The organism is Corynebacterium lactis RW2-5, from assembly GCF_001274895.1.
GTDB lineage: Bacteria > Actinomycetota > Actinomycetes > Mycobacteriales > Mycobacteriaceae > Corynebacterium > Corynebacterium lactis.
In genome coordinates this window covers 2,128,348-2,148,730 of sequence record NZ_CP006841.1, presented here as the reverse complement: position 1 = coordinate 2,148,730, position 20,383 = coordinate 2,128,348, and the positions used below count along the sequence as shown (strand labels likewise).

Below are 20,383 nucleotides of genomic sequence, written 5' to 3'. Positions count from 1 at the left end.
TGTGTTTTAGCCGTCGCCGGTGGAATGTCGAAACTGGCTAACATGGTTTGTAACGAGCGACTTTTGCGCCGGCTGTCGCGCTGGCACTGGTAACCGCGTCGCTTCGATGGAGGAGGATGACTCATGATTAAGCCTACATTCACGGATGTCAACGGCATCAAGATCAAGTGCTCGATGACGACGGATACCGACCAGCCACACCTGCTGGTCTCCCGTATGGATGATGATGGTTCGCTGACCCCTATCCTCGAGATGAACGTCTACGACTCCAAGTACATGGCCAACGCCTGCGAGACTTACCTGAAGCAGGCTACCGCTGTGAATATGACCGCTTCGATGGCCGGCCTGTCTCCGGATGAGATGGCTGAGCAGTTCGGATACGAGGGAGACCCGACCAATCATCAGTAATCACGAGTCGCCCGGTGAAGCTGCCGGTACAAACGGCCCCCGCGGGCGCGTAGATATTGACGTCATTGGGATAGGCGCCGGTAGTCCAAGCCACATAACGCTCGAGGCTATCGGCGCTCTTCGCAATGTCGATGTAGTCTTTGCCCTCGACAAGGGCGGCGACAAAGCCGACCTGCTCGCAGCACGGAAGAGCATTCTCGATGCTCACGCGCCTCATGTTGAGCTCGTCGCGGTCGCGGATCCGCCCCGCAATCGCACTCCCGAAAACTACGGGAAGGTTGTCCGCGACTGGCATCAGCGCCGCGCGGAGCTGCTTGCCGACGCTTTTCTTAACCACCTCGGTGGGGACGGTCGCAGGCGCGGTGCTTTCCTCGTCTGGGGGGACCCATCCCTTTACGACTCGACGTTGCGGATTCTCGAGCGCGTTCGTGGTCTTGGGGTTGAGGTCAACTCCCGGGTTATACCGAGCGTGACGGCAATCTCAGCGCTGACCGCGGCGCACGGAGAGTGCTTGAATCAGATTGGCAAGCCCGTGCTGATCACAACCGGCCGAAAGTTGGCTCAGCGTCCGGCAGGTACGGATGCGGTCGTCATGCTCGACGGCGGAGCGGCGTGGCTGGATCATGCTGCCCCAGAGGAGGAGATTCTCTGGGGTGCGTTCCTCGGGACGGATTTGCAGACGTTACGGCGTGGCCTCGTCGGTGAAGCCGGCGAGGAAATTGCAGAGTTGAAAAAGAAACTGCGAGCTGAGCACGGGTGGATTATGGATATCTACCTCTTGCGTAGCGGGTCCTAGGCGACAACTTTCTTACCAAGGAAGCCCTCCACCCAGCGGTGGACGGCTTCCTTCGCTGCTTTTACGCCGTCCCCGAGGGTGACCTTCTGCAGTACCTTATCGTCGTTGGGAAGGACTCGGTCTAGGTCGTCGTCGGCGAGAACCTCGACGGTGACGCTATCTTCGCCTACCGCAGTGACGGTGAGTAGCGCCAGCATTTCCACATTTGTCTGCTCGGCGACAGCGAAGCGATAAGCGGTGTCTGATTCCCAGTCAGCCGTCGACGAGATGAGAAACTTAGCGACAGCGTCCTGGTTAGCCAAGCCGAGAATACGCGAAGTGACAGGCGCGTCATCGACGCGAGAATCGTGGCGGAGGGGGCGACAGTAGAATCGGCCAGCGTTGACTTCCATCGGTTCCATGTAAGCCACTTTATCGGGATTGCTGCCAGCGCGGTTGCAGGCTCGGACACCAGATAGCAAAACGGGGCCCGCCACGATTCGAAAGGTCATGGCAGACCCCGTCCTTGGAGGTTAAGCTCCCAGGCCACCGGATTCAGGCTGACTGCTGAACTAGATGTTCCTGGCGCAGCCTGACCGAGGTCTTACTTCAGCTCCATCAGGACATCGCCCTTGCCGACGCCCGCGCCAGCTTCTGCGGAGAGTCCGGTGACAACGCCGGCCTTGTGAGCCTTGACCGGGTTCTCCATCTTCATGGCCTCGAGAACGACCACGGTATCGCCCTCGGAGACTTCCTGGCCTTCTTCAACGTTGACCTTGATGACAGTGCCCTGCATCGGGGCAACGACAGCGTCGCCGGAAGCGGCCTTCTTGGAGCCACCGGCACGCTTCTTCTTGGACTTCTTCTTAGCGCCACCTGCGCCGCCGCCCAGAGCCAGGTCGCCCGGCAGGGCAACCTCTACACGACGGCCATCGATCTCGACGACAACCTTCTGTGCCGGAATGGTGTCAGTGTCAGCGTCAGAATCGCCATCGTAAGGAGCAATCGGGTTCTCCCACTCTTCCTCAATCCACTTGGTGTAGACGCCGAAGCCCTCGCCGTTTCCGACGAATGCCGGGTTCTCCACGATGTGGCGGTGGAACGGGATGACGGTAGCCAGGCCCTCAACCTCGTACTCAGCCAGTGCGCGAGCGGAGCGGCGCAGGGCCTCGTCGCGGTCTTTGCCCCAGACGATCAGCTTCGCGAGCATGGAGTCGAACTGTCCACCAATGACGTCGCCCTCCTTGATGCCGGTGTCCATGCGGACGCCAGGGCCGGACGGCTCGACGTACTTGGTGATGGTGCCCGGGGCCGGCATGAAGTTGGTGCCAGCGTCCTCGCCGTTGATGCGGAACTCGAAGGCGTGACCGTGCATCTCCGGGTCTTCCTTCAGGGAGAGCTCGCGCCCCTCGGCGATTGAGAACTGCTCGCGAACCAGGTCGAGGCCGGTGACCTCTTCAGTGACCGGGTGCTCAACCTGGAGGCGGGTGTTGACCTCGAGGAAGTTAATCAGGCCGTCGTTGCCGACCAGGTACTCAACGGTACCGGCGCCGTAGTAACCAGCCTCCTTGCAGATGTCCTTTGCGGACTGGCGCAGACGCTGGTCCTGCTCCTCGGTCAAGAACGGGGCCGGAGCCTCCTCGACCAGCTTCTGGAAGCGGCGCTGGAGAGAGCAGTCACGGGTGGAGGCGACGACAACGTTGCCGTGCTTATCTGCCAGAACCTGGCACTCGACGTGGCGAGCCTTGTCCAGGTAGCGCTCAACGAAGCACTCGCCGCGGCCGAAAGCAGCGACAGCCTCACGAGTAGCGGACTCGTAGAGGTCAGCGACCTCCTCCATCTTGTGGGCGACCTTCATGCCGCGGCCGCCACCACCGAAAGCTGCCTTAATGGCGATGGGCAGACCGTGTTCCTTGGCAAAGGCGACAACCTCGTCGGCATCCTTGACCGGCTCCTTGGTACCCGGAGCCATCGGAGCATTGGCCTTCAATGCGATGTGGCGAGCAGTGACCTTGTCGCCCAGTGCACGAATGGACTCCGGCGACGGGCCAATCCAAATCAGGCCAGCGTTCTCAACTGCCTCGGCGAAGTCGCCGTTTTCAGACAGAAAGCCGTAACCCGGGTGGATGGCGTTGGCTCCGGACTTCTTAGCCGCATCCAGAATCTTGTCGAAAACGAGGTAGGACTCTGCGGAGGTGGTGCCGCCCAGTGCGAAAGCCTCGTCTGCCATCTTCACGAAAGGAGCATCCGCATCCGGCTCAGCGTAGACGGCGACGGAAGGAATGCCCGCGTCTTTCGCGGCGCGAATTACGCGAACAGCAATCTCGCCACGGTTGGCGACGAGAACCTTCGTGATTTTTTCAGTGGTCTGCTCGGACACGAAATCCTCCATTTTTCGTGGTTGCCCCGAGACCCGTTAACCCGGTGTCTACAGGGCAGTGATTTGCGACAAATATTCATAGGGCACGTTGTAGCCGGTCAGTAGCTAACAGCGTGCAACCCAACGCCTCTATTGTGGCACAGAAAGGGGGAGGGACCTTCTTTTGGGCGCTACATAAGGGGGTAGGAATTGTTGCCTTGAGCAGTGTTCAAAAGTGTGAGGGTGTGATTTTGGTAGGTGTCACCACTGCAAAAAACTTGATTTGTAGATAAAAGAAGTGATTTGTAGTGCAATGGCCGCTCCCCCGATGAGGGGAGCGGCCATGTGGGGCACTGCGATGTGGCTAGCGTGCTCGTGACTGCCCGTCGTCAAGCGAACCGGGATCGGAGCCCTGCGCGATTGGCATCCGAATCATGTTGCCCCACTCGACCCACGAGCCGTCGTAATTGCGAACGTTCTCGTAGCCCAGCAGGTATCGCAAAACAAACCAGGTATGCGCGCTGCGCTCGCCGATGCGGCAATAGACAATGGTGTCGGAGCTTTGCTCGACACCGGCATAGATCTCTTCTAGTTCCTCGCGGTCACGGAACCGGGAGTTTGGGTGTACCGATTGATTCCACGGGACGTTTACTGCCGTCGGAATGTGTCCGCCGCGCAGAACGCCCTCTTGCGGATAATCGATCATATGAGTGCGGGTGCCGGCGTACTCCTCGGGCGTGCGCACATCAATCAGCGGGGTGTTGCCAATGGCCTCGAGGGTGTCTTTGGCGTATGCGCGCAGGGCCTCGTCGTTGCGCTGGACTACGGGATAATCAGTGCGTGGGTAATCGGGCACCTCGAAGCTTGTGTCACGCTCCTCGGTCATCCAGGCGTCGCGACCGCCGTTGAGCAAGCGGACATCGGGGTGTCCAAACAGCTCGAATACCCAGAGGGTGTACGCGGCCCACCAGTTCGACTTATCCCCATAAATCACCACGGTGTCGTCGCGGGAGATGCCCTTGGAGCTCATGAGCTCGGCGAAGGCCTCGGGGCTGATGTAATCGCGCATCACGGGGTCGTTGAGGTCGCGGTGCCAGTCGATGCGGACCGCTCCGGGGATGTGCCCGATGTCATAGAGCAGCATGTCCTCGTCGGATTCGACGACCTTGAGTCCCGGAGTGCCCAGCCGGGCGGCAAGCCAAGAACTGGAGACAATTCGCTCGGGGTGGGCGTACTGCTGAAAAATTGGGTGCGGATCGTACGGGGCGACCATCGGAACTCCCTTAACGCGTAACTAGTCGAGGGTCTATTTGTGACAAGTTTGAAAATCGAAGCAATGTCTATTCTCATTTAGTCTACGGCCCAGCGTGGAGACAGGGCTAAGCGCCCGGTGTAACTTCTTGCTAATCGGTGCAATGGCGGAAACATTGCCGGGCGTCGATGCGCTCTGTGCTGTTCCTTGGAGCGAAGTGATTCGGGATTTGGTGGGCGTGAAGAATCGACGGTTTGGCGTGTCGGGTGGCCCCAGAGCCACGGCTCTGTGACCTGCGAAATCAGTTGGTCGGCTGCTGTCTCGTGCGGCGCTGGGATACGGCTCACAGTCGGGGGTAAAACCGGGCATTTGGGTAGGCGGTCAGCTCAGTAAATGGCCTAAAATTTTCCTAAGAGCCAGCGTAGAAAAATGTTGGCTTGACCGAAGGAAACGGGCAATAAGGGCGTCCGAAACGAGATGACTTTGCGGTTCGCTCGGTGCTTATATGCCAGAGTCTTTAAAGGCGTCAAAGTGCCCCATGCCCCACACCATCCAAAAAGGAGTATCTGTGCACAAGAACATCGTCGTTTTTGAGGTCGAAGGCGGCTCGGACAAGTACTTTGATGGCCATCGCAAGGACACCATGCCCATCGTCAACGCAATTCGCGAAGCTGGCTGGTCCTCCGAGGTCGTCTACTACCGTCCGGAGTGGTCGGACGCCATCTTCGACTATGTCTCCGAGAATTTTGACGGCTACATCTCCCGTGTTAATCCGGGCAACATTCCAGGCGGCGAGAAGGGCTACTTCGAGCTTCTCACCAAGCTCTCCGGCGCGGGGCTCGTCGGTATGTCCACTCCGGTCGAGATGATGGCTTACGGCGCTAAGGATGCACTGGTCAAGCTGAACACCACCGACCTGGTTCCGGCCGACACCGCCGCATACTACGATGTCGAGACCTTCCACAAGACTTTCCCGACCTCCCTGTCCTACGGTGAGCGCGTCCTGAAGCAGAACCGCGGCTCCACGGGTTCCGGCATTTGGCGTGTTCAGCTGGAGGACAAGGAGCTCGCAGCCTCCGTTGAGCCGGGCACCGCTCTGCCGCTCGACACCATGCTGCGCTGCACCGAGGCCGTCGACAACCACACTGAGGTTCGCAAGCTCGGCGAGTTCATGGACTTCTGTGACCAGTACATCATCGGAGACAATGGCATGCTCGTCGATATGCGCTTCATGCCGCGCATTGTTGAGGGGGAGATTCGTATTCTGCTGGTCGGCCCGCACCCGGTTTTCGTCGTCCACAAGAAGCCGGCAGCCGGTGGGGACAACTTCTCTGCAACCCTGTTCTCTGGCGCTAAGTACACCTACGACAAGCCGGAGGATTGGCAGGATCTCGTTGACATGTTTGCCGAGGTTCGTCCGGTTATCGCCGAGAAGCTCGGGGGTGACAACATCCCGCTGATCTGGACCGCCGACTTCATGCTTGCCGACGGTGAAAACGGCGAGGATACCTACGTCCTCGGCGAGATCAACTGCTCCTGCGTCGGATTCACTTCCGAGCTCGACATGGGCATCCAAGAGCTCGTCGCTCAGGAAGCTATCAAGCGCGTTGAGGCCGTTAAGTAGTCTCAACCCGCCCGAGCTGGCCTAAAAGCTGCAAGACCGCATTCCGGCGGCCCGAATTCCGAGGTCGCAGGAATGCGGTTTTGTTTACTTATTCCAGAACTGTGAGACGGAATAACCGTACCTGTAGAGCGCTCGCCGCACGACTGGCAGCGAGAGTCCAATCACGCTCGATGGGTCGCCGTTGATTCCGTCGATGAACCAGCCGCCCATGGCCTCGAGAGTGAAAGCGCCAGCGCACTTGAGGGGCTCCCCGGTCTGCGCGTATGCGCGGATGTCCTCATCGCTCACCTCGGCGAAGTCCAAAGTGGTAATCGCCGCCTCCACATGCTCTCCCTTAGGAGTGACGATGCAGTGCCCGGTAATCAACTCTGCCGTGCGGCCGCGCTGGGATTGCCAGCGAGCGATAGTCCGCTCGACCGTGTGTGGCTTTCCTTGTAACTCGCCATCAATCAAGAGCATTGAGTCGCCTCCGATAACGACATCGTCGGGGAATCTTTCTGCTACGGCGTGTGCTTTCGCTTTCGCGAGTGTTTCGACGACATGGGCGGGGGAGGCGTCGGCAAGCGAGGCGATGAGTGTGTCTTCATCAACCTCGGGTGCAGCGGTGATGGGTTCAATCCCGGCACCGCGCAGTATTGATAGGCGAGAGGGGGATGTGGATGCAAGGACGATGCGGGGGGTGCTCATGGATAATCAGTGTAGGGCTTCCGGCCGATGGGCACAGATAGAGCATTGACGGGGCGGCCATAGGCGGGGTGCGGGCAAAAATGTAAAAGATACTTGTCATGGCGGATCTTTATATGTAAAGTAAAGTTGACAATAAGTTAAGTGAGGTTGGCAAGGTGGGCGAAGAAAATCGTTCGAACCTCGTGCGCAAGTACCGGCGTTGGGCGGAATTGAGCCAGGCGGATCTGGCGGTAGCAGTCGGAGTTTCCCGGCAGACAATCGCCAACATCGAACGCGGCAACTATTCACCGTCGGTGTACTTGGCCCTAGGAATTTGCAAAGTATTAGGGAAAACAGTCGAAGAAATCTTTGATTCCACTGCGGAAGAAGGAGAGTAGAAATGTCATACGCAGACTCCGTAATTCATCGCTACGAAGCGACCGTCGATGACGAATACCAGCGCATGCTGCTGCACCAGTCTTCTACAGTCGGCTTCACCGCGATGATGTGGCTGTGCTACCTGCTGGCAGTCGTGCTGATTTGGGCCATGCCGGGGCAGAACATGGAGACCGCGGCGGTTGCGATCTTCCTCGTGCCGCTTTTCTCCCTTCTCATCGGGCAGGGCTGGCTGAGGAAAAGGATTCCGCTGCCGCGAATCAATAGGATTTCCAAGGGGGAAGCCGTGGCCTTGGGGGTCATCATCTTGCTGTGGATCGCCGGTATGGCCCGATCGCAGATGATGATTGGAATGGAGCTGGCAGGCTACCTAACTGAAGCTATCGTAGGTGTCGGCATGGGACTTGCTGCCGTACTCTTTGCCTTCAAGGTCATCTACCCTGCGGTGCGCGACCGAGACCAGCGCAGGCTCGATCGAGAGCTCGATGAGGATATCGACTGACTCAGATTGACTGGCTAAGACCAGGTAGGGCGTTCCGGAATGATAACCGGGGCGCCCTTTTGCTCCATGACACGGACCGAGGCCTCATAGACACCTTCAATACGATCCTCAGTCAGTGCATCGGAAGGCTCGCCATCAGCAATAACACACCCATGCTCCAAGAACACGACCCTATCGCTGTACTGCGCTGCGAGAGTCAGGTCGTGCAGCGCAGCAATGACGGTGAGCTTGGATTCTTTGCGAATGCCATCCACCAGCTCCATCACCTGCTGCGCCTTGCCAATATCGAGGGCGGACGTGGGCTCGTCGAGAAGTAAAATCGTAGGCTGTTGGGCCAAAGCCCTCGCTAAAACGACACGCTGGAGCTCACCACCGGAAACATCAGTAAGACGACGCGAGACGTACTTCTCCAGCCCCAACCTGACGACGACATCGTCGACAACCTGCTGGCCGCGACCTCTATACGGTGCACGACCCAAGGTTATGTACTCCCTGATAAGCATTCCCTCGGGGACCACGGGCTGCTGCGGCATAAGGGCCACTCGCCGTGCGACTGCGGCGCGGGGGCTCATGCGCGGGTCAATACCACCGACAGCAAGCTCGCCCGTGGAATGAGACAAACCACCAATACAGCGCAACAGCGTCGACTTGCCACAGCCGTTCGGGCCGATCAAGCTAACCCACTGGCCAGCACTCGCCCGAAGCTGCACGGATGACAAAACCGGTTGAGAGCTGCCGGGATATGTGAAAGAAACATCGCGTAGCTCGACCGCGCCCAACGACGCATCATCTACGCGACCGGGCTCGGTCACGCGTGCGAAAAGCATGGGAAAAATCATCAAGACTTCGACCTTCCGTAGCGACGCAGCAAATACAGGAAGAACGGGCCACCGACGGCGGCGGTGACCACGCCGACGGGGACCTCAGCCGGCGACATGACGGTTCGCCCCACAATGTCCGCCACCTGCAGAAAAGCGGCACCCCACAGCGCAACTAGAGGCAGAAGCAGCCTGTGGCCCGGCCCGACGATAATCCGAAGGGCATGAGGAACAATGATTCCCACAAAACCAATCAGCCCGGACACGCTCACTGAAGCAGCCGCAATTAGAGTCGCGGCGGCGACCAGGGCGACCCTGACACCGCCTACGTTCAGTCCGAGCGACGCGGCCTCCGTATCCCCGACGCTCAAGACATCCAAGGCACGCGCGGACATGAGGACCGCGACGACACCTACCAGCACCGGAATCGCCGAGTAGAGGACACCCCTCCACGACGATGCGCCAAGCTGGCCCAACATCCAGCCATAAATAATGCGCAGCGAGTCCTCATTACGTTGGAGAAGGAACTGCTGAGCGGCATTAGCGAAGGCCGCGACAGCCACACCAGCAAGGATAACGGTGACGGGCGACGACCGATCCCCCAGAGAATTGCCCGCAATATAGGTAACCACCACCGCTACGATCCCGCCCGCGAAGCCCACGATCGGAATCATCGCCGCGGCAGCGCCGAACAAAATAGCCACCGTGACCGCGAGGGCTGCACCCGATGAAATTCCCAATAGGTACGGGTCTGCCAGGGGATTCCTAAACACAGCTTGATAGGTTGCGCCGGCAATAGCCAGGGCCGTTCCGACGAGCGCCGCCATCGCGACACGGGGAAGGCGGACGTTAAGCAGAATCGCCGACTCCCGAGCACTCAGGGCGGAATCGGGGCCACCGAGTAAGCCAAACGACAAAGTATGAAAGACTCCAGCGACGGGAAGCGGCGCAGCCCCAATGAAAATACCGAGAATGAGCGTTGCAACAACCGCGCAGATGCCCACCGTGATTGACAGCGTTCCTTTAAACATCTCGCCGCCCGGGTACGAAAAATTCAAGATGAGGTATCACAAGATTTGCTTGTTTCCTTAAAACCACTTAGGCGTGAGCAGGCTGGTAAGCCTTCAGAACAGTCGCAATCGAGCGAATCAACTCCGGCAGGCGCGGCCCCCAGCGACTAGCAAGGTCAGGATCGAGCGGCTCAATCCGATTGCTTTTCACCGCATCAATTTCATTCCAGCCGGGGCGGGCAGAGACAGCCTCGGGAGTTACCCCGCCTGCCGAACCGTGGTCGGCGAGGAAAATGAAATCCGGATTAGCAGCGATGACAGCCTCGTTCGACAGCTGCGGATAATCAGCGCTGTCACCTGCAATGGACTTCAGCCCAAGCAGTCCATAGGCCTGACCAATGAAAGTGCCGCCACCAGCACTGTAGAGGCTCGGGTCAGCCTCGTGGAAGTAACTCAGTCCTGAATTACGAATCTTTTCGGGTACCTCCTGGACGGCTTTGCTAATGCCGGTGCGCATCTCCTCGACGACCTGCTGCGATTCCTTGCGGTGTCCGGTCGCCTCGCCAATTTTCTCTACCTGCTGGTACGCATCCTCGAAGGATGTGGCGGCAGGAAGAAGCAGGAGCTTGACCCCAACTGCATCCAGTGCCTCTCCGAGACCGTTAGTGTCGTCGCTGGCAATAACAAGATCGGGGTTCTCGGCGAGAACAGCCTCAGGATTGGGCTTGAAACCACTGAAATCACGTCGAGGAGCATCGGTTGGCACATTCGAGTTCGAATCAACTGCAACCACCTGATTGCCCGCGCCGATTTCGTACAGCGTCTCCGTCGCAGTAGGAGACAACGAAACGATGCGCTCGGCGGCAGCACTGCTGTCCGTCGAGTCCTCAGCTGAAGGGGAACATCCCGAAAGTATCAGGGCGAAAGCGGCCAGTCCGGCTAGTACGGCATTTCTCTTCATAAGTTCAAGTGTAGTGAACACAGTAAAAGGCCACCATTGAACTTTCATTGGTGGCCTTTATGATGTCAGACCGCTGGGAGAAGGCGGGGGTGTGAGCCCTCACCATCAGCGATGAAAACTACTAGTAGAAGTGGACGTTTCGGAAAGTTCCCGGAACGTACTGGTGCGGCTGGTGGAAGCCTTCCTCCAGCCGGCCCCACTGGTTACGCGGGCCCTTGTCCTCTTCAGCCCCGGCTGCGTTAGCCATGCCTGCGAACAGTAGCGCAAGAGTTGCGGTCTGTGCGGGTGTCGGGTTGCCTTTGAGTATGGACATGAACGGCGCGGCAGGCGCTGCTGCGGCGTCCTCGGATGCTGGGGTATTGGTGGAATCTATCACAGCGGAATGTTCCCATGCTTCTTGGCCGGCACGTTGACGACCTTGCGGTCCAGCAGGCGCAGGCCCTCAATCAGCTGACCGCGGGTCTCGCTCGGCGGGATAACAGCGTCGATGAAGCCACGCTCAGCAGCCATGTACGGGTTGACCAGAGTCTCCTCGTACTCCTGCTCGTACTCTTTCTGCAGTGCGACGACATCCTTGCCCTCGGCCGCTGCAGCTTTGAGCTCCTTGCGGTAGATGAAGCCGACAGCGCCGGAAGCACCCATAACCGCAATCTGTGCGGTCGGCCATGCCAGGTTGATGTCGGCGCCCATGTCCTTCGAGCCCATGACGCAGTATGCTCCGCCGTAAGCCTTACGGGTAATAACGGTAATCTTCGGAACAGTAGCCTCTGCGTAAGCGTAGAGGAGCTTCGCGCCGCGGCGGATGATGCCGTCGAACTCCTGGTTGGTGCCAGGCAGGAAGCCCGGGACGTCCACCAGCATGACAATCGGAATGTTGAAGGCATCACAGGTGCGGACGAAGCGCGCGGCCTTCTCGGAAGCCTTGATGTCCAGGCAGCCAGCGAACTGAATCGGCTGGTTTGCGACGAAGCCGACCGAGCGCCCCTCAATGTGGCCGAAGCCGATTACGACATTCTGCGCGTAGTCTTCCTGAATCTCAAGGAAATCCTCGTCATCGACCAGGCGGGTAATAACTTCCTTGATGTCGTATGGCTGGTTCGGGGAATCCGGAATCAGGGTATCGAGTTCGAGGTCCGCCTCGGTGATGTTGTCCGCGATGGAGCCCTCGAACGGGTCTGCCTCGAGGCGCGGGGCCTCTGCGCGGTTGTTCGACGGCAGGTAGCCGACGAGTTCCTGGACGAAGGTCAGCGCGTCCTCGTCGTCCGAAGCGGTGTAGTGGGAAGTACCCGAGGTGGCCATGTGGGTACCTGCACCACCGAGCTCTTCCTGGGTGACCTCTTCACCCGTGACTGTCTTAATGACATCCGGGCCGGTGATGAACATCTTCGAGGTACCGTCGACCATGACGATGAAGTCGGTCAGGGCCGGGGAGTAGACGTGGCCACCGGCGCAGGCGCCCATGATGAGGGAAATCTGCGGGATGACGCCGGACGCCTGGGTGTTGCGGAAGAAGATCTGCGAGTACAGGCCGAGGGAAACAACACCCTCCTGGATACGGGCGCCCGCGCCCTCGTTAATGCCGATAATCGGGACACCGGTCTTGATTGCGAGATCCATGATCTTCACAATCTTCTCGCCGTAAACCTCGCCCAGTGCGCCACCGAAAATAGCGCCGTCCTGCGAGAACACACAGACCTTGCGGCCGTCGATGGTGCCGTAGCCAGTAACAACACCATCGGTCACCGGGCGCTTGGCGTCCAGGCCGAAGTTCTTGGAACGGTGACGTGCGAGGGCGTCGACCTCTACGAACGAGCCGTCGTCAAGCAGGAACTCAATGCGTTCGCGGGCGGTGAGCTTTCCCTTGTCGTGAACGCGCTCGATGGACGCCTGGCCCATCGGTGCCTGAGTCTCGGCGAGGCGAGCACGCAGGTCAGCTAGCTTTCCGGCGGTGGTGGTCAAATCCGGGGTTTCACCGGTTGATGTATTTGCGGCAGTCGTCATGGTCCCTAGTTTACGTTTCGACAACGGGGGGAGGTAGTCGGGGGCGACCGCTGTTAACGAATGAACTCTCAACAGTGAGGTTAAGTGTTCAAAACTATGGGGTGTTACAGCGGGATATTTCCGTGCTTGCGTGCAGGCCAGGGGACCTTCTTGCCCCTGAGGAGACGCAAGCTCTGCGCCACGCGGATGCGTGTCTCGGAGGGGAGGATTACCTCGTCGATTAACCCCCGTTCGGCGGCACGGTAAGGGGTTAGCATGTGGCCCTCGTATTGACGCTCAAAGTCTGCGATGAGGGCCTTGACGTCGCTTTCCGACGCCTCCGCCGCCTTGATTTCGCGCCGATGGAGGAAGCGAACTGCGCCTGCCGCGCCCATTACGGCAATCTGCGCGGTCGGCCATGCTAGGTTGACGTCTGCGCCCAGTCCCTTTGAGCCCATGACACAGTAGGCGCCACCGTAGGCCTTCCTCATTGTCACGGTAATCTTTGGCACGGTTGCTTCGGCGTACGCGTAGAGGAGTTTGGCCCCTCGGCGCAGGATTCCCTGGTGTTCCTGGTTGGCTCCGGGAAGGAATCCTGGGACGTCGACGAGCAGCACTAGGGGAATGTTGAAAGAGTCGCAGGTGCGGACGAACCGAGCTGCTTTTTCCGCTGCATCAATATCTAGACAGCCGGCGAACTCGAGTGGCTGATTCGCCACGAAGCCGACGCTTTCGCCCTCGATTCTTCCAAAGCCGATGACGACATTGCCGGCCCTGTTTTCCTGGATCTCCAGGAAGTCCTCGTCGTCGGAAAGTGTGCGGATTACATCGCGCACGTCGTAGGGGATGGAGGGGGCATCGGGGATTATTGAATCGAGCTCACGGTCGAGCTCGGTGATTTCTGCCTCGGCCGTGTTTGGCCATGCCTCGGGTGTGGTGCCGTGATTGTTGGGGAGGTAGTCGATAAGGTCGCAGACCCAGTCGAGGCCGTCCTTTTCGTCGGAGGCGGTGTAGTGAGAATTGCCTGCGATTTCCATGTGAGTGTCGGCGCCGCCAAGTTCCATCTGGGTGATTTCTTCGCCGGTGACAGTCTTGATCACATCCGGGCCGGTGACGAACATGCGTGAGCTCTCTTCGACCATGACCACGAAATCGGTGAGTGCAGGGGAGTAGGCGTTGCCTCCGGCGCAAGCGCCGAAAATAACAGAAATCTGGGGGATTACGCCGCTTGCGCGGACATTGTGGTGAAAGGTCTGCGCGATGAAATCGAGGGAGACTGCGCCGTCCTGGATGCGCGCGCCGGCTCCTTCGTAGAGTCCAATGAGTGGTCGGCCAGTTGTGATGGCGAGTTTTTGGATCTTGACCATCTTTTCGCCGTAGACCTCTCCGAGGGCACCGCCGAAAACGGTGCCGTCCTGGGAGAATACGCAGACCTCTCGGCCGTCAATGGTGCCCCAGCCAGTGATAATTCCGTCGGTGATGGGGCGCTTGTTCTGCATGTCGAAGGCGGTTGTGCGGTGCTGGGCCAGAGCATCGAACTCGACGAAGGAGCCTTCGTCGAGGAGATAATCGAGGCGTTCGCGGGCAGTCATGCGGCCGGCCGCACGAACCTTTTCGTGGGCAAGGGCGCCCATTGGCATCGTCGCTTCCGCTCGTCTGCGCAGAAGATCCTCGTTGCGTGCCGCGGTGGTAAGTGGGCCTGTTTGTGTGAGCAGCTGGTTTTCCGAGCTGCCGACCGGGGTTGACCCCTGTGAGCTTTTTTGTCCGTCCACTACCAAATGTGAGGGAATAGTCATGTTAGGAGAATTTAGTATTTGGGGACGAAATAAGTAAAGGGGATGGAGTGTGACAATTGTCACTGCACAACGGTGTTAGTCGGTGGGGCGGAAGCAGTATTGAAAATGGGGAGGGCTAGTTCCTCGCTGGGGCTTGCCGACGGTAGTTGCTCCTGCGGCGCCGTCAATCCGCGGTGTCGCCTAAGATGCTGTGCATGACTGACGCTCGTATTGAATCTTCTCGCAGGCCTGTAGATGCGGCGAAGCTGCGCTCGCTCGCTCCCGGGTGGAACAGTATCGAGGTGCTAGATAGTACGGGGTCGACTAATGCGGATTTGAAGGACAAGGTGGCGGCAGAACGCGCCACTGCGGTACAAGTGCCGGACCGAAGTGCCATTTTCGCCTCGGAGCAGTCCTCGGGCAGAGGGCGTCTAGCCCGTAAGTGGGCGGCGCCCTACGGCGCTTCAATCGCACTGTCCGTTCTGTTTCGTCCGCGGGGAATTGATTCCGACCAACTTGGACTCCTGCCACTAGTGGTCGGGCTGGCAGTCGTGGACATGATGGTGTCTGAGGCGGGTTTGGAGCGCGATCGGGTTGGTTTGAAGTGGCCGAACGATGTATTGGTGGACGGCCGAAAGATCTGTGGAATCCTGGTGGAGGCAGCATCGATTGCGCCGCCGATTCTTATCCCCGGCATTGGTGTCAATGTGTCGCTGCTGGAGGAGGAGCTACCGGTTGCCCATGCAACCTCTCTCTTCCTCGCGGGGGCACCTAACCTGGAGCGCACTGAGTTAGTGGCAGGGCTTTTACGGGCGTTGGATGCGCGCGAGAAGCAGTGGCGCGAGGGCTCCGCAGAATTGCTCGAAGAATATCGTCGTGCTTGCATAACCATTGGTAGTGAAGTGAGGGTGGAACTTCCAGGAGGCAAGACTCTTACGGGCCGTGCCTCGGATGTGCGCAGTGATGGCGAGCTAGTAGTCACGGATCATTTGGGCACCGCTCACTTCGTAGCAGCGGGCGATGTGTTCCACGTTCGTGCCACTGATGGGAGCTACGCGGTGGGGGACCGAAAGTAATGTCCTTTCCGTATTCTGAGCTCGATACGAATGAGGAAATTCTGCTCGATACGAACCCGACCTTCGGCAGGCTTGTCTGGCCCCTGTTGGAGCTGATGGCGATTACCGGAGTCGTTGGGTTGATGATTGGCTTCATTGACGGTTCCGCCACGGTGGGGGCGGGGATGCAGCCGGTCCGTACTTTTCTGTTCTTCGCCTGGACTGTTTTAATATTGTGGCGAGTCGTGCGCCCTTCGCTGAACTGGTTAGGAGAGCGCTTCGTCCTGACCGACAGGAGAATCCTTCTCCGACGTGGTCTATTGCGTCCACGAGTGACGACGGTGGATTTACGTTCCGTGCGCAGTGTCGACAGGCGAGGAAGTGCGCTTTTGCTCCGAACTCATTATTTCGGACCGCTGCTCGAGGTCGAAGACATCCCGTCAGCGCGAAAAGTCGCGAAGATGGTTTCCCGGATGACCTAATCGGCAGGCGGTGGCCGCATACAGTCCGCGTTTATCAGGCTTGGTGGGCGATACCCTACAATCATGGGCGTGACTGCTACGGATACACCAGATAATCCTGCAAATTCTACTTCCGCTGCTAAGCGGCATCCTGCGCATCCGCGCGGTGTGCCAATTGTGACTGTCATCGGTGACGGGCAGTTGGCCCGTATGATGCAGACCGAGGCGATCGAGTTGGGTCAGTCGATTAAGCTGCTAGCGGGCTCGCGCGACTCTTCTGCAGCTCAGGTCTGTCACGACATCGTCATCGGCGACTACCGCGTTTGGGAAGACGTGGAGCGTGCAGTCCAGGGCGCTCATGCTGTGACCTTTGATCACGAGCATGTTCCCACCGAGTTTCTGAACCGCCTGTCGGGGATGGGCTACTCAGTCCAGCCCCAGCCGGCGGCTCTTCTGTATGCGCAGGACAAGCTTCTGATGCGCCAGCGCCTGGAGAAAATGGGCGCTCCAGTTCCGGAATATTCAGCAATTGAATCCGTCGAAGAAGCCCTGGCTTTCCACGACCGAGTTGATGGAGCCGTCTGTCTAAAGGCCCGCCGGGGAGGCTACGACGGGCACGGGGTTTGGTTCCCTGGCAGCCGCGAGGACTTGCGCGAGTTGGTCTCCGAGTTGCTGGGACAGTCCGTGCCACTAATGGCGGAGCGCAAGGTTGCCCTAGTACGAGAGCTATCCGCCATGTGTGCTCGGACTCCTTCGGGCCAGGTGGCTGCCTGGCCAGTGCTCGAGTCGGTGCAGCGAGATGGAATCTGCGTAGAGGCAATCTGCCCGGCCCCTGGGCTTTCCGACGACCTGGCGGCCCAGGCTCGCGACCTCAGCGTGAAGGTGGCAACAGAGCTGGGGGTGACCGGGGCCCTGGCCGTCGAGCTTTTCGAAACCACAGACGAAGCAGGCAACCCCCAGATTTTCGTGAACGAGCTGGCGATGCGCCCCCACAACACCGGTCACTGGTCGCAGGACGGTTGTGAGACCAGTCAGTTCGAGCAACATCTGCGCGCGGTCGCTGATCTTCCTCTAGGGTCGACTCGCCCCACCGCCCCCGTCACGGTGATGGTAAATACGCTCGGCGGCGAAGAGGCTCCCGACAGTCCGATTGCCTACCGATTTGCCGAGGTATGGCGCAGGTTTCCCTCGGTCAAGATTCATTGGTATGGAAAGGAATGGCGTCCGGGGCGCAAGCTTGGCCACGTCAACCTCTGTGGCTACGACGCTACAGCTGAGGGCATCGCTGAGACACGCAAGATTGCAAACCTCGCCGCTGAATATATCGTGAACGGTAAGTGGGCCGATGGGTACGTCGGCAAGCCAGAAAACAGCTAAAAGGCGCATTGGAAGCGGGACGAGGAGACAAAACAATGCTTGAGTTGAAGGACGCGCAGGGGCCACTAGTCGGGTTGATTATGGGGTCTGATTCCGACTGGCCAACAATGGAGCCCGCGGCGCAGGTGCTGGCAGAGTTCGGGGTGCCCTTCGAGGTCGGCGTTGTGTCCGCACATCGCACACCAGAACGCATGATTGACTACGCAAAGTCCGCCGCGGACAAGGGACTGCGCTGCATCATCGCGGGAGCCGGGGGAGCGGCACACCTTCCGGGGATGGTCGCCTCTGCGACACCGCTGCCCGTAATCGGAGTGCCTCGTGCCCTGGAGAACTTGGAGGGCGTCGACTCGCTTCTATCCATCGTTCAGATGCCCGGCGGCGTACCGGTTGCGACTGTTGGTGTGGGCGGCGCGAAGAATGCGGGGCTGCTCGCTGTCCGTATCCTCTCGGCCGGTTACCCGGAGTTGATTGTTGCGATGGAGCGGTACCAGGCAAACATGCGCGACGAGGTTCTGGCTAAGGACGAAAAACTGCGCCAGAAGCTCATGGGCAACTAGCCGCCTAGTCGCTGACCTACGCGCGAGTGTGCGCGGATGGGTAGCGGAAGGTATCCGGGTCGGCCATCTCCCAGGCCTCGGCCCAGTTGATGAAGCGAGTGCCTGTGAGAAGCTCGCCGGGGGAGAGCCAGTTGTAGAGCTCGGCGTAAGACTCACCGACCTCTTCGCTGGTACGGCGGAGTAGATAAGAAGGGCCCAGTTCAGAGAAGTCCGACAGTCCCATGGACGCGAGCATGCCTGCTGCTTCCTTCACCGTCGCATCGTGGTAATTGGCCACACGCTGAGCCTTGTCGTCGACATCCAGAGCCTTCCACAGCTTCGGATCCTGCGTGGCGACACCGACGGGGCATGTGTTCGTGTGACACAGCTGCGACTGGATGCAGCCCGTGGCCATCATCATTCCTCGGGCGGAGTTCACGAAGTCCGCGCCGATGCACATTCGCTTGATGATGTCGAAGCCGGTGATAATTTTTCCGCTGGCGCCGAGCTTGGTGCGGTCTCTCAAACCCGCACCGACCAGAGCATTGTGGACGAGAATCAAACCGTCAGTCAGCGGTAGGCCTACTCGGTCCGAGTATTCCAACGGTGCCGCGCCAGTTCCGCCCTCAGCGCCGTCCACGACAATGAAGTCCGGTGTGATGTTTTCCTCCAACATCGCCTTGCAGACCGCGAGAAACTCCAGCTGCGAGCCGACGCAGAGTTTGAATCCGACCGGCTTGCCGCCGTTAAGCTCGCGCATGGTGCCCATGAATCGCACCAGCTCGCGCGGAGTGGAGTAGACGCGGTGATAGGGAGGGCTCATCACCCCCTTGCCGACAGTTACGTGTCGGGTCTGTGCAATTTCCTCGTTGACCTTGTCTCCGGGGAGCATTCCGCCGAGACCCGGTTTCGCGCCCTGACTAACCTTCAGATAGGTTGCCTTTACCTGCGGGATAGCTGCCTTTTTGCGGAACAGCTCCGGGTCAAAGTCGCCGTCTTCGGTTCGCGCGCCGAAATAGCCAGAGCCGAGCTGCCAGTAAATATCCGCACCGTACTTGAGATGGTACGGGCTAATCGCACCTTCGCCGGTATCCTGCACGAAGTGGCCCAGCTTCGCGCCCTTGTTCATCGCCATCACTGCGTTGGGGGACAGGGAGCCGAAACTCATCGCAGAAATATTGAGAATCGAAGAAGAATACGGCTGCTTGCAATCGGGCCCACCGATTTCTACGCGCGGATTAGCGATGACCTCGTGCGTTGGTGCCATGGAATGGCGCACGTACTCGTAGCCCGGCTTAGTGATATCGCGCTCAGTGCCGAAGGACTTTTTCGAAGAAATGCCCTTGGCTCGCTCGTAGACGACGGTGCGCGTGTCACGATCGAATGGGGCGCCGTCGAAGTTGCGCTCGATGAAGTATTGCTGCATTTCGGGGCGAATGGTCTCGCCCATGTAGCGAAGATGACCGATGACCGGGAAGTTACGGAGAATCGAATGCTTCTTCTGAAACATGTCGTACACCGCGATGAGGTCCAAAATTATCATCGCGCCGAGGAATATCCACCACCAGGGACTCAGATCCCAGACCGCAAGTGCGGCAACGACGTTGAGAACAGCGAGAATTGCGAGAATATACGGACGGGTAATCACATTTCAAAGATAACCCGGGTGGCGGATTTAGACCTGAAGGATTGTTGCCTTCTCTGCGGTGGCTATCTGCTCCAGTCGCTCAGAATCGCCGCCCCGCACGATAACTGCCGCACCACCAACGGACCACGCAGACAAGACGGATTTCGCCCATAGCACTGCCTTTAACTGTGTGGTTTTTGGATCAATCCATCCGTGGGAGAGGACTCGTGCCTTGTCATCCAGCCCGAGTTCGCGCGCAGATGCTTCCGCAAGCGCGAGGAGGCAATTCGCTGATTCGTCCCCAATTACAGGGGAGTCTTCCGACTCTGGACCGCTGCCCATGTAGGCATCCGGGTGGAAGCGAACTTCCGGGCCGAAATCGATTACTCCCGGCGGAATCTCGCCGCCGCATTCGACGACTCCACGCCCGAAAGGATCATCGGTCACCACCGCCAAGTAGGCATCTGGTTGCGTCTCTTCCCACTCGCTCAGCTTGCCGACGCTCGTAAACACGACCAGGGGATCTTTCGCGTCTACCCGGACTCCAGCGCGCTCACATCCGAGAACGATGCATGCAACCTGCCAAATTGGAGGGAGATCAATCCAGACGCTGTCACCCGGTTCCACGTCGAATTCATCGTGAAGCATGTTGGCGATTTTGGAGGCCCAATTATCCAGGGTGATTGCGGACAAATCAGTGCGGCCGCCAGTAGTCTCGTCGTAACAAGTCAGTCGGGGAATGGACGGGTCTGAGGCGAGGAGAGTCTTGAGAATTTCCACGCCCTCCAGGGTAGCGACCTT

General features: G+C 59.0%; 21 protein-coding genes. 9 read left to right on the top strand and 12 right to left on the bottom strand.

Annotated elements, in window-relative coordinates:
• Positions 1-123 precede the first annotated feature (123 nt).
• Both CLAC_RS09435 and cobF read left to right on the top strand, forming a co-directional pair.
• The gene (locus tag CLAC_RS09435; protein ID WP_053412698.1) at positions 124-408 is read left to right on the top strand and encodes a cg0963 family protein; all 285 of its coding nucleotides are present in this window, start codon (positions 124-126) and stop codon (positions 406-408) included.
• Complete coding sequence (gene cobF, locus CLAC_RS09430) at positions 356-1,204, top strand: precorrin-6A synthase (deacetylating) (RefSeq protein ID WP_082313319.1); 849 nt, start codon at positions 356-358, stop codon at positions 1,202-1,204. Before CLAC_RS09435 ends, cobF begins: the two co-directional genes overlap by 53 nt.
• On the opposite strand, the gene CLAC_RS09425 is transcribed toward cobF, so the two are convergent.
• From CLAC_RS09425 to CLAC_RS09415, 3 genes are all read right to left on the bottom strand, one after another.
• Positions 1,201-1,605, bottom strand: coding sequence for a hypothetical protein (locus CLAC_RS09425; protein ID WP_245621855.1), 405 nt, complete (start codon positions 1,603-1,605; stop codon positions 1,201-1,203). The two genes, cobF and CLAC_RS09425, sit on opposite strands and share 4 nt — an antisense overlap.
• A gap of 182 nt (positions 1,606-1,787) precedes the next feature.
• Positions 1,788-3,575, bottom strand: coding sequence for an acetyl/propionyl/methylcrotonyl-CoA carboxylase subunit alpha (locus CLAC_RS09420; protein WP_053412697.1), 1,788 nt, complete (start codon positions 3,573-3,575; stop codon positions 1,788-1,790).
• Positions 3,576-3,906: 331 nt separating this feature from the next.
• On the bottom strand, positions 3,907-4,815 hold the full coding sequence (locus tag CLAC_RS09415) for a sulfurtransferase (protein WP_053412696.1): 909 nt from the start codon (positions 4,813-4,815) through the stop codon (positions 3,907-3,909).
• A gap of 547 nt (positions 4,816-5,362) precedes the next feature.
• Between CLAC_RS09415 and CLAC_RS09410 the strand changes: the two genes are divergently transcribed.
• Positions 5,363-6,418, top strand: coding sequence for a Cj0069 family protein (locus tag CLAC_RS09410; protein WP_053412695.1), 1,056 nt, complete (start codon positions 5,363-5,365; stop codon positions 6,416-6,418).
• An 84-nt stretch (positions 6,419-6,502) separates the two neighbouring features.
• On the opposite strand, the gene CLAC_RS09405 is transcribed toward CLAC_RS09410, so the two are convergent.
• A complete protein-coding gene (locus CLAC_RS09405) occupies positions 6,503-7,105 on the bottom strand; it encodes a Maf family protein (protein ID WP_053412694.1) in 603 nt (200 codons plus the stop codon).
• Positions 7,106-7,260: 155 nt separating this feature from the next.
• Here CLAC_RS09405 and CLAC_RS09400 point away from each other — a divergent pair, with 155 nt between their 5' ends.
• Complete coding sequence (locus CLAC_RS09400; protein WP_053412693.1) at positions 7,261-7,482, top strand: helix-turn-helix transcriptional regulator; 222 nt, start codon at positions 7,261-7,263, stop codon at positions 7,480-7,482.
• A gap of 2 nt (positions 7,483-7,484) precedes the next feature.
• Entirely contained in the window at positions 7,485-7,982 is a 498-nt protein-coding gene (locus tag CLAC_RS09395) for a hypothetical protein (protein WP_053412692.1), read from the top strand.
• Between the two features lie 14 nt (positions 7,983-7,996).
• Here the strand turns inward: CLAC_RS09395 and CLAC_RS09390 are convergent, their stop codons facing one another.
• From CLAC_RS09390 to CLAC_RS09365, 6 genes are all read right to left on the bottom strand, one after another.
• Positions 7,997-8,809, bottom strand: coding sequence for an ABC transporter ATP-binding protein (locus tag CLAC_RS09390; protein WP_053413387.1), 813 nt, complete (start codon positions 8,807-8,809; stop codon positions 7,997-7,999).
• Positions 8,810-8,820: 11 nt separating this feature from the next.
• Positions 8,821-9,831 (bottom strand): FecCD family ABC transporter permease, encoded by a 1,011-nt coding sequence (locus tag CLAC_RS09385; protein ID WP_053413386.1) that lies wholly within the window; start codon positions 9,829-9,831, stop codon positions 8,821-8,823.
• A gap of 67 nt (positions 9,832-9,898) precedes the next feature.
• Positions 9,899-10,771, bottom strand: a complete 873-nt coding sequence (locus tag CLAC_RS09380; RefSeq protein WP_053412691.1) for an ABC transporter substrate-binding protein — start codon at positions 10,769-10,771, stop codon at positions 9,899-9,901.
• 121 nt (positions 10,772-10,892) lie between these two features.
• Complete coding sequence (locus CLAC_RS09375) at positions 10,893-11,147, bottom strand: acyl-CoA carboxylase subunit epsilon (RefSeq protein ID WP_053412690.1); 255 nt, start codon at positions 11,145-11,147, stop codon at positions 10,893-10,895.
• On the bottom strand, positions 11,144-12,772 hold the full coding sequence (locus CLAC_RS09370; protein ID WP_053412689.1) for an acyl-CoA carboxylase subunit beta: 1,629 nt from the start codon (positions 12,770-12,772) through the stop codon (positions 11,144-11,146). The genes CLAC_RS09375 and CLAC_RS09370 overlap by 4 nt, the downstream gene beginning before the upstream one ends.
• Before the next feature lie 104 nt (positions 12,773-12,876).
• Positions 12,877-14,466, bottom strand: a complete 1,590-nt coding sequence (locus tag CLAC_RS09365) for an acyl-CoA carboxylase subunit beta (protein ID WP_053413385.1) — start codon at positions 14,464-14,466, stop codon at positions 12,877-12,879.
• A gap of 275 nt (positions 14,467-14,741) precedes the next feature.
• Between CLAC_RS09365 and CLAC_RS09360 the strand changes: the two genes are divergently transcribed.
• The 4 genes from CLAC_RS09360 (at position 14,742) to purE (ending at position 17,976) form a co-directional block, all read left to right on the top strand.
• Positions 14,742-15,602 carry a biotin--[acetyl-CoA-carboxylase] ligase gene (locus CLAC_RS09360; RefSeq protein WP_053412688.1) on the top strand — a complete coding sequence of 287 codons (861 nt, stop codon included), beginning with the start codon at positions 14,742-14,744 and terminating at the stop codon, positions 15,600-15,602.
• A complete protein-coding gene (locus CLAC_RS09355) occupies positions 15,602-16,063 on the top strand; it encodes a PH domain-containing protein (protein ID WP_053412687.1) in 462 nt (153 codons plus the stop codon). Before CLAC_RS09360 ends, CLAC_RS09355 begins: the two co-directional genes overlap by 1 nt.
• 63 nt (positions 16,064-16,126) lie before the next feature.
• On the top strand, positions 16,127-17,419 hold the full coding sequence (locus tag CLAC_RS09350) for a 5-(carboxyamino)imidazole ribonucleotide synthase (RefSeq protein ID WP_082313310.1): 1,293 nt from the start codon (positions 16,127-16,129) through the stop codon (positions 17,417-17,419).
• A gap of 35 nt (positions 17,420-17,454) precedes the next feature.
• Complete coding sequence (gene purE / locus CLAC_RS09345; RefSeq protein WP_053412685.1) at positions 17,455-17,976, top strand: 5-(carboxyamino)imidazole ribonucleotide mutase; 522 nt, start codon at positions 17,455-17,457, stop codon at positions 17,974-17,976.
• A gap of 16 nt (positions 17,977-17,992) precedes the next feature.
• On the opposite strand, the gene CLAC_RS09340 is transcribed toward purE, so the two are convergent.
• Positions 17,993-19,603, bottom strand: coding sequence for an FMN-binding glutamate synthase family protein (locus CLAC_RS09340; RefSeq protein WP_082313308.1), 1,611 nt, complete (start codon positions 19,601-19,603; stop codon positions 17,993-17,995).
• Positions 19,604-19,630: 27 nt separating this feature from the next.
• On the bottom strand, positions 19,631-20,362 hold the full coding sequence (locus CLAC_RS09335; protein ID WP_053412684.1) for a TIGR03089 family protein: 732 nt from the start codon (positions 20,360-20,362) through the stop codon (positions 19,631-19,633).
• Between the last annotated feature and the right edge of the window lie 21 nt (positions 20,363-20,383).

Coding starts and splice junctions, on each gene's coding strand:
- CLAC_RS09435 (WP_053412698.1), top strand. CDS start 124: ATGATTAAGCCTACATTCACGGATGTCAACGGCATCAAGATCAAGTGC.
- cobF (WP_082313319.1), top strand. CDS start 356: ATGAGATGGCTGAGCAGTTCGGATACGAGGGAGACCCGACCAATCATC.
- CLAC_RS09425 (WP_245621855.1), bottom strand. CDS start 1,605: ATGGAACCGATGGAAGTCAACGCTGGCCGATTCTACTGTCGCCCCCTC.
- CLAC_RS09420 (WP_053412697.1), bottom strand. CDS start 3,575: ATGGAGGATTTCGTGTCCGAGCAGACCACTGAAAAAATCACGAAGGTT.
- CLAC_RS09415 (WP_053412696.1), bottom strand. CDS start 4,815: ATGGTCGCCCCGTACGATCCGCACCCAATTTTTCAGCAGTACGCCCAC.
- CLAC_RS09405 (WP_053412694.1), bottom strand. CDS start 7,105: ATGAGCACCCCCCGCATCGTCCTTGCATCCACATCCCCCTCTCGCCTA.
- CLAC_RS09395 (WP_053412692.1), top strand. CDS start 7,485: ATGTCATACGCAGACTCCGTAATTCATCGCTACGAAGCGACCGTCGAT.
- CLAC_RS09390 (WP_053413387.1), bottom strand. CDS start 8,809: ATGCTTTTCGCACGCGTGACCGAGCCCGGTCGCGTAGATGATGCGTCG.
- CLAC_RS09385 (WP_053413386.1), bottom strand. CDS start 9,831: ATGTTTAAAGGAACGCTGTCAATCACGGTGGGCATCTGCGCGGTTGTT.
- CLAC_RS09380 (WP_053412691.1), bottom strand. CDS start 10,771: ATGAAGAGAAATGCCGTACTAGCCGGACTGGCCGCTTTCGCCCTGATA.
- CLAC_RS09370 (WP_053412689.1), bottom strand. CDS start 12,772: ATGACGACTGCCGCAAATACATCAACCGGTGAAACCCCGGATTTGACC.
- CLAC_RS09360 (WP_053412688.1), top strand. CDS start 14,742: ATGACTGACGCTCGTATTGAATCTTCTCGCAGGCCTGTAGATGCGGCG.
- CLAC_RS09355 (WP_053412687.1), top strand. CDS start 15,602: ATGTCCTTTCCGTATTCTGAGCTCGATACGAATGAGGAAATTCTGCTC.
- CLAC_RS09350 (WP_082313310.1), top strand. CDS start 16,127: ATGGGCGTGACTGCTACGGATACACCAGATAATCCTGCAAATTCTACT.
- purE (WP_053412685.1), top strand. CDS start 17,455: ATGCTTGAGTTGAAGGACGCGCAGGGGCCACTAGTCGGGTTGATTATG.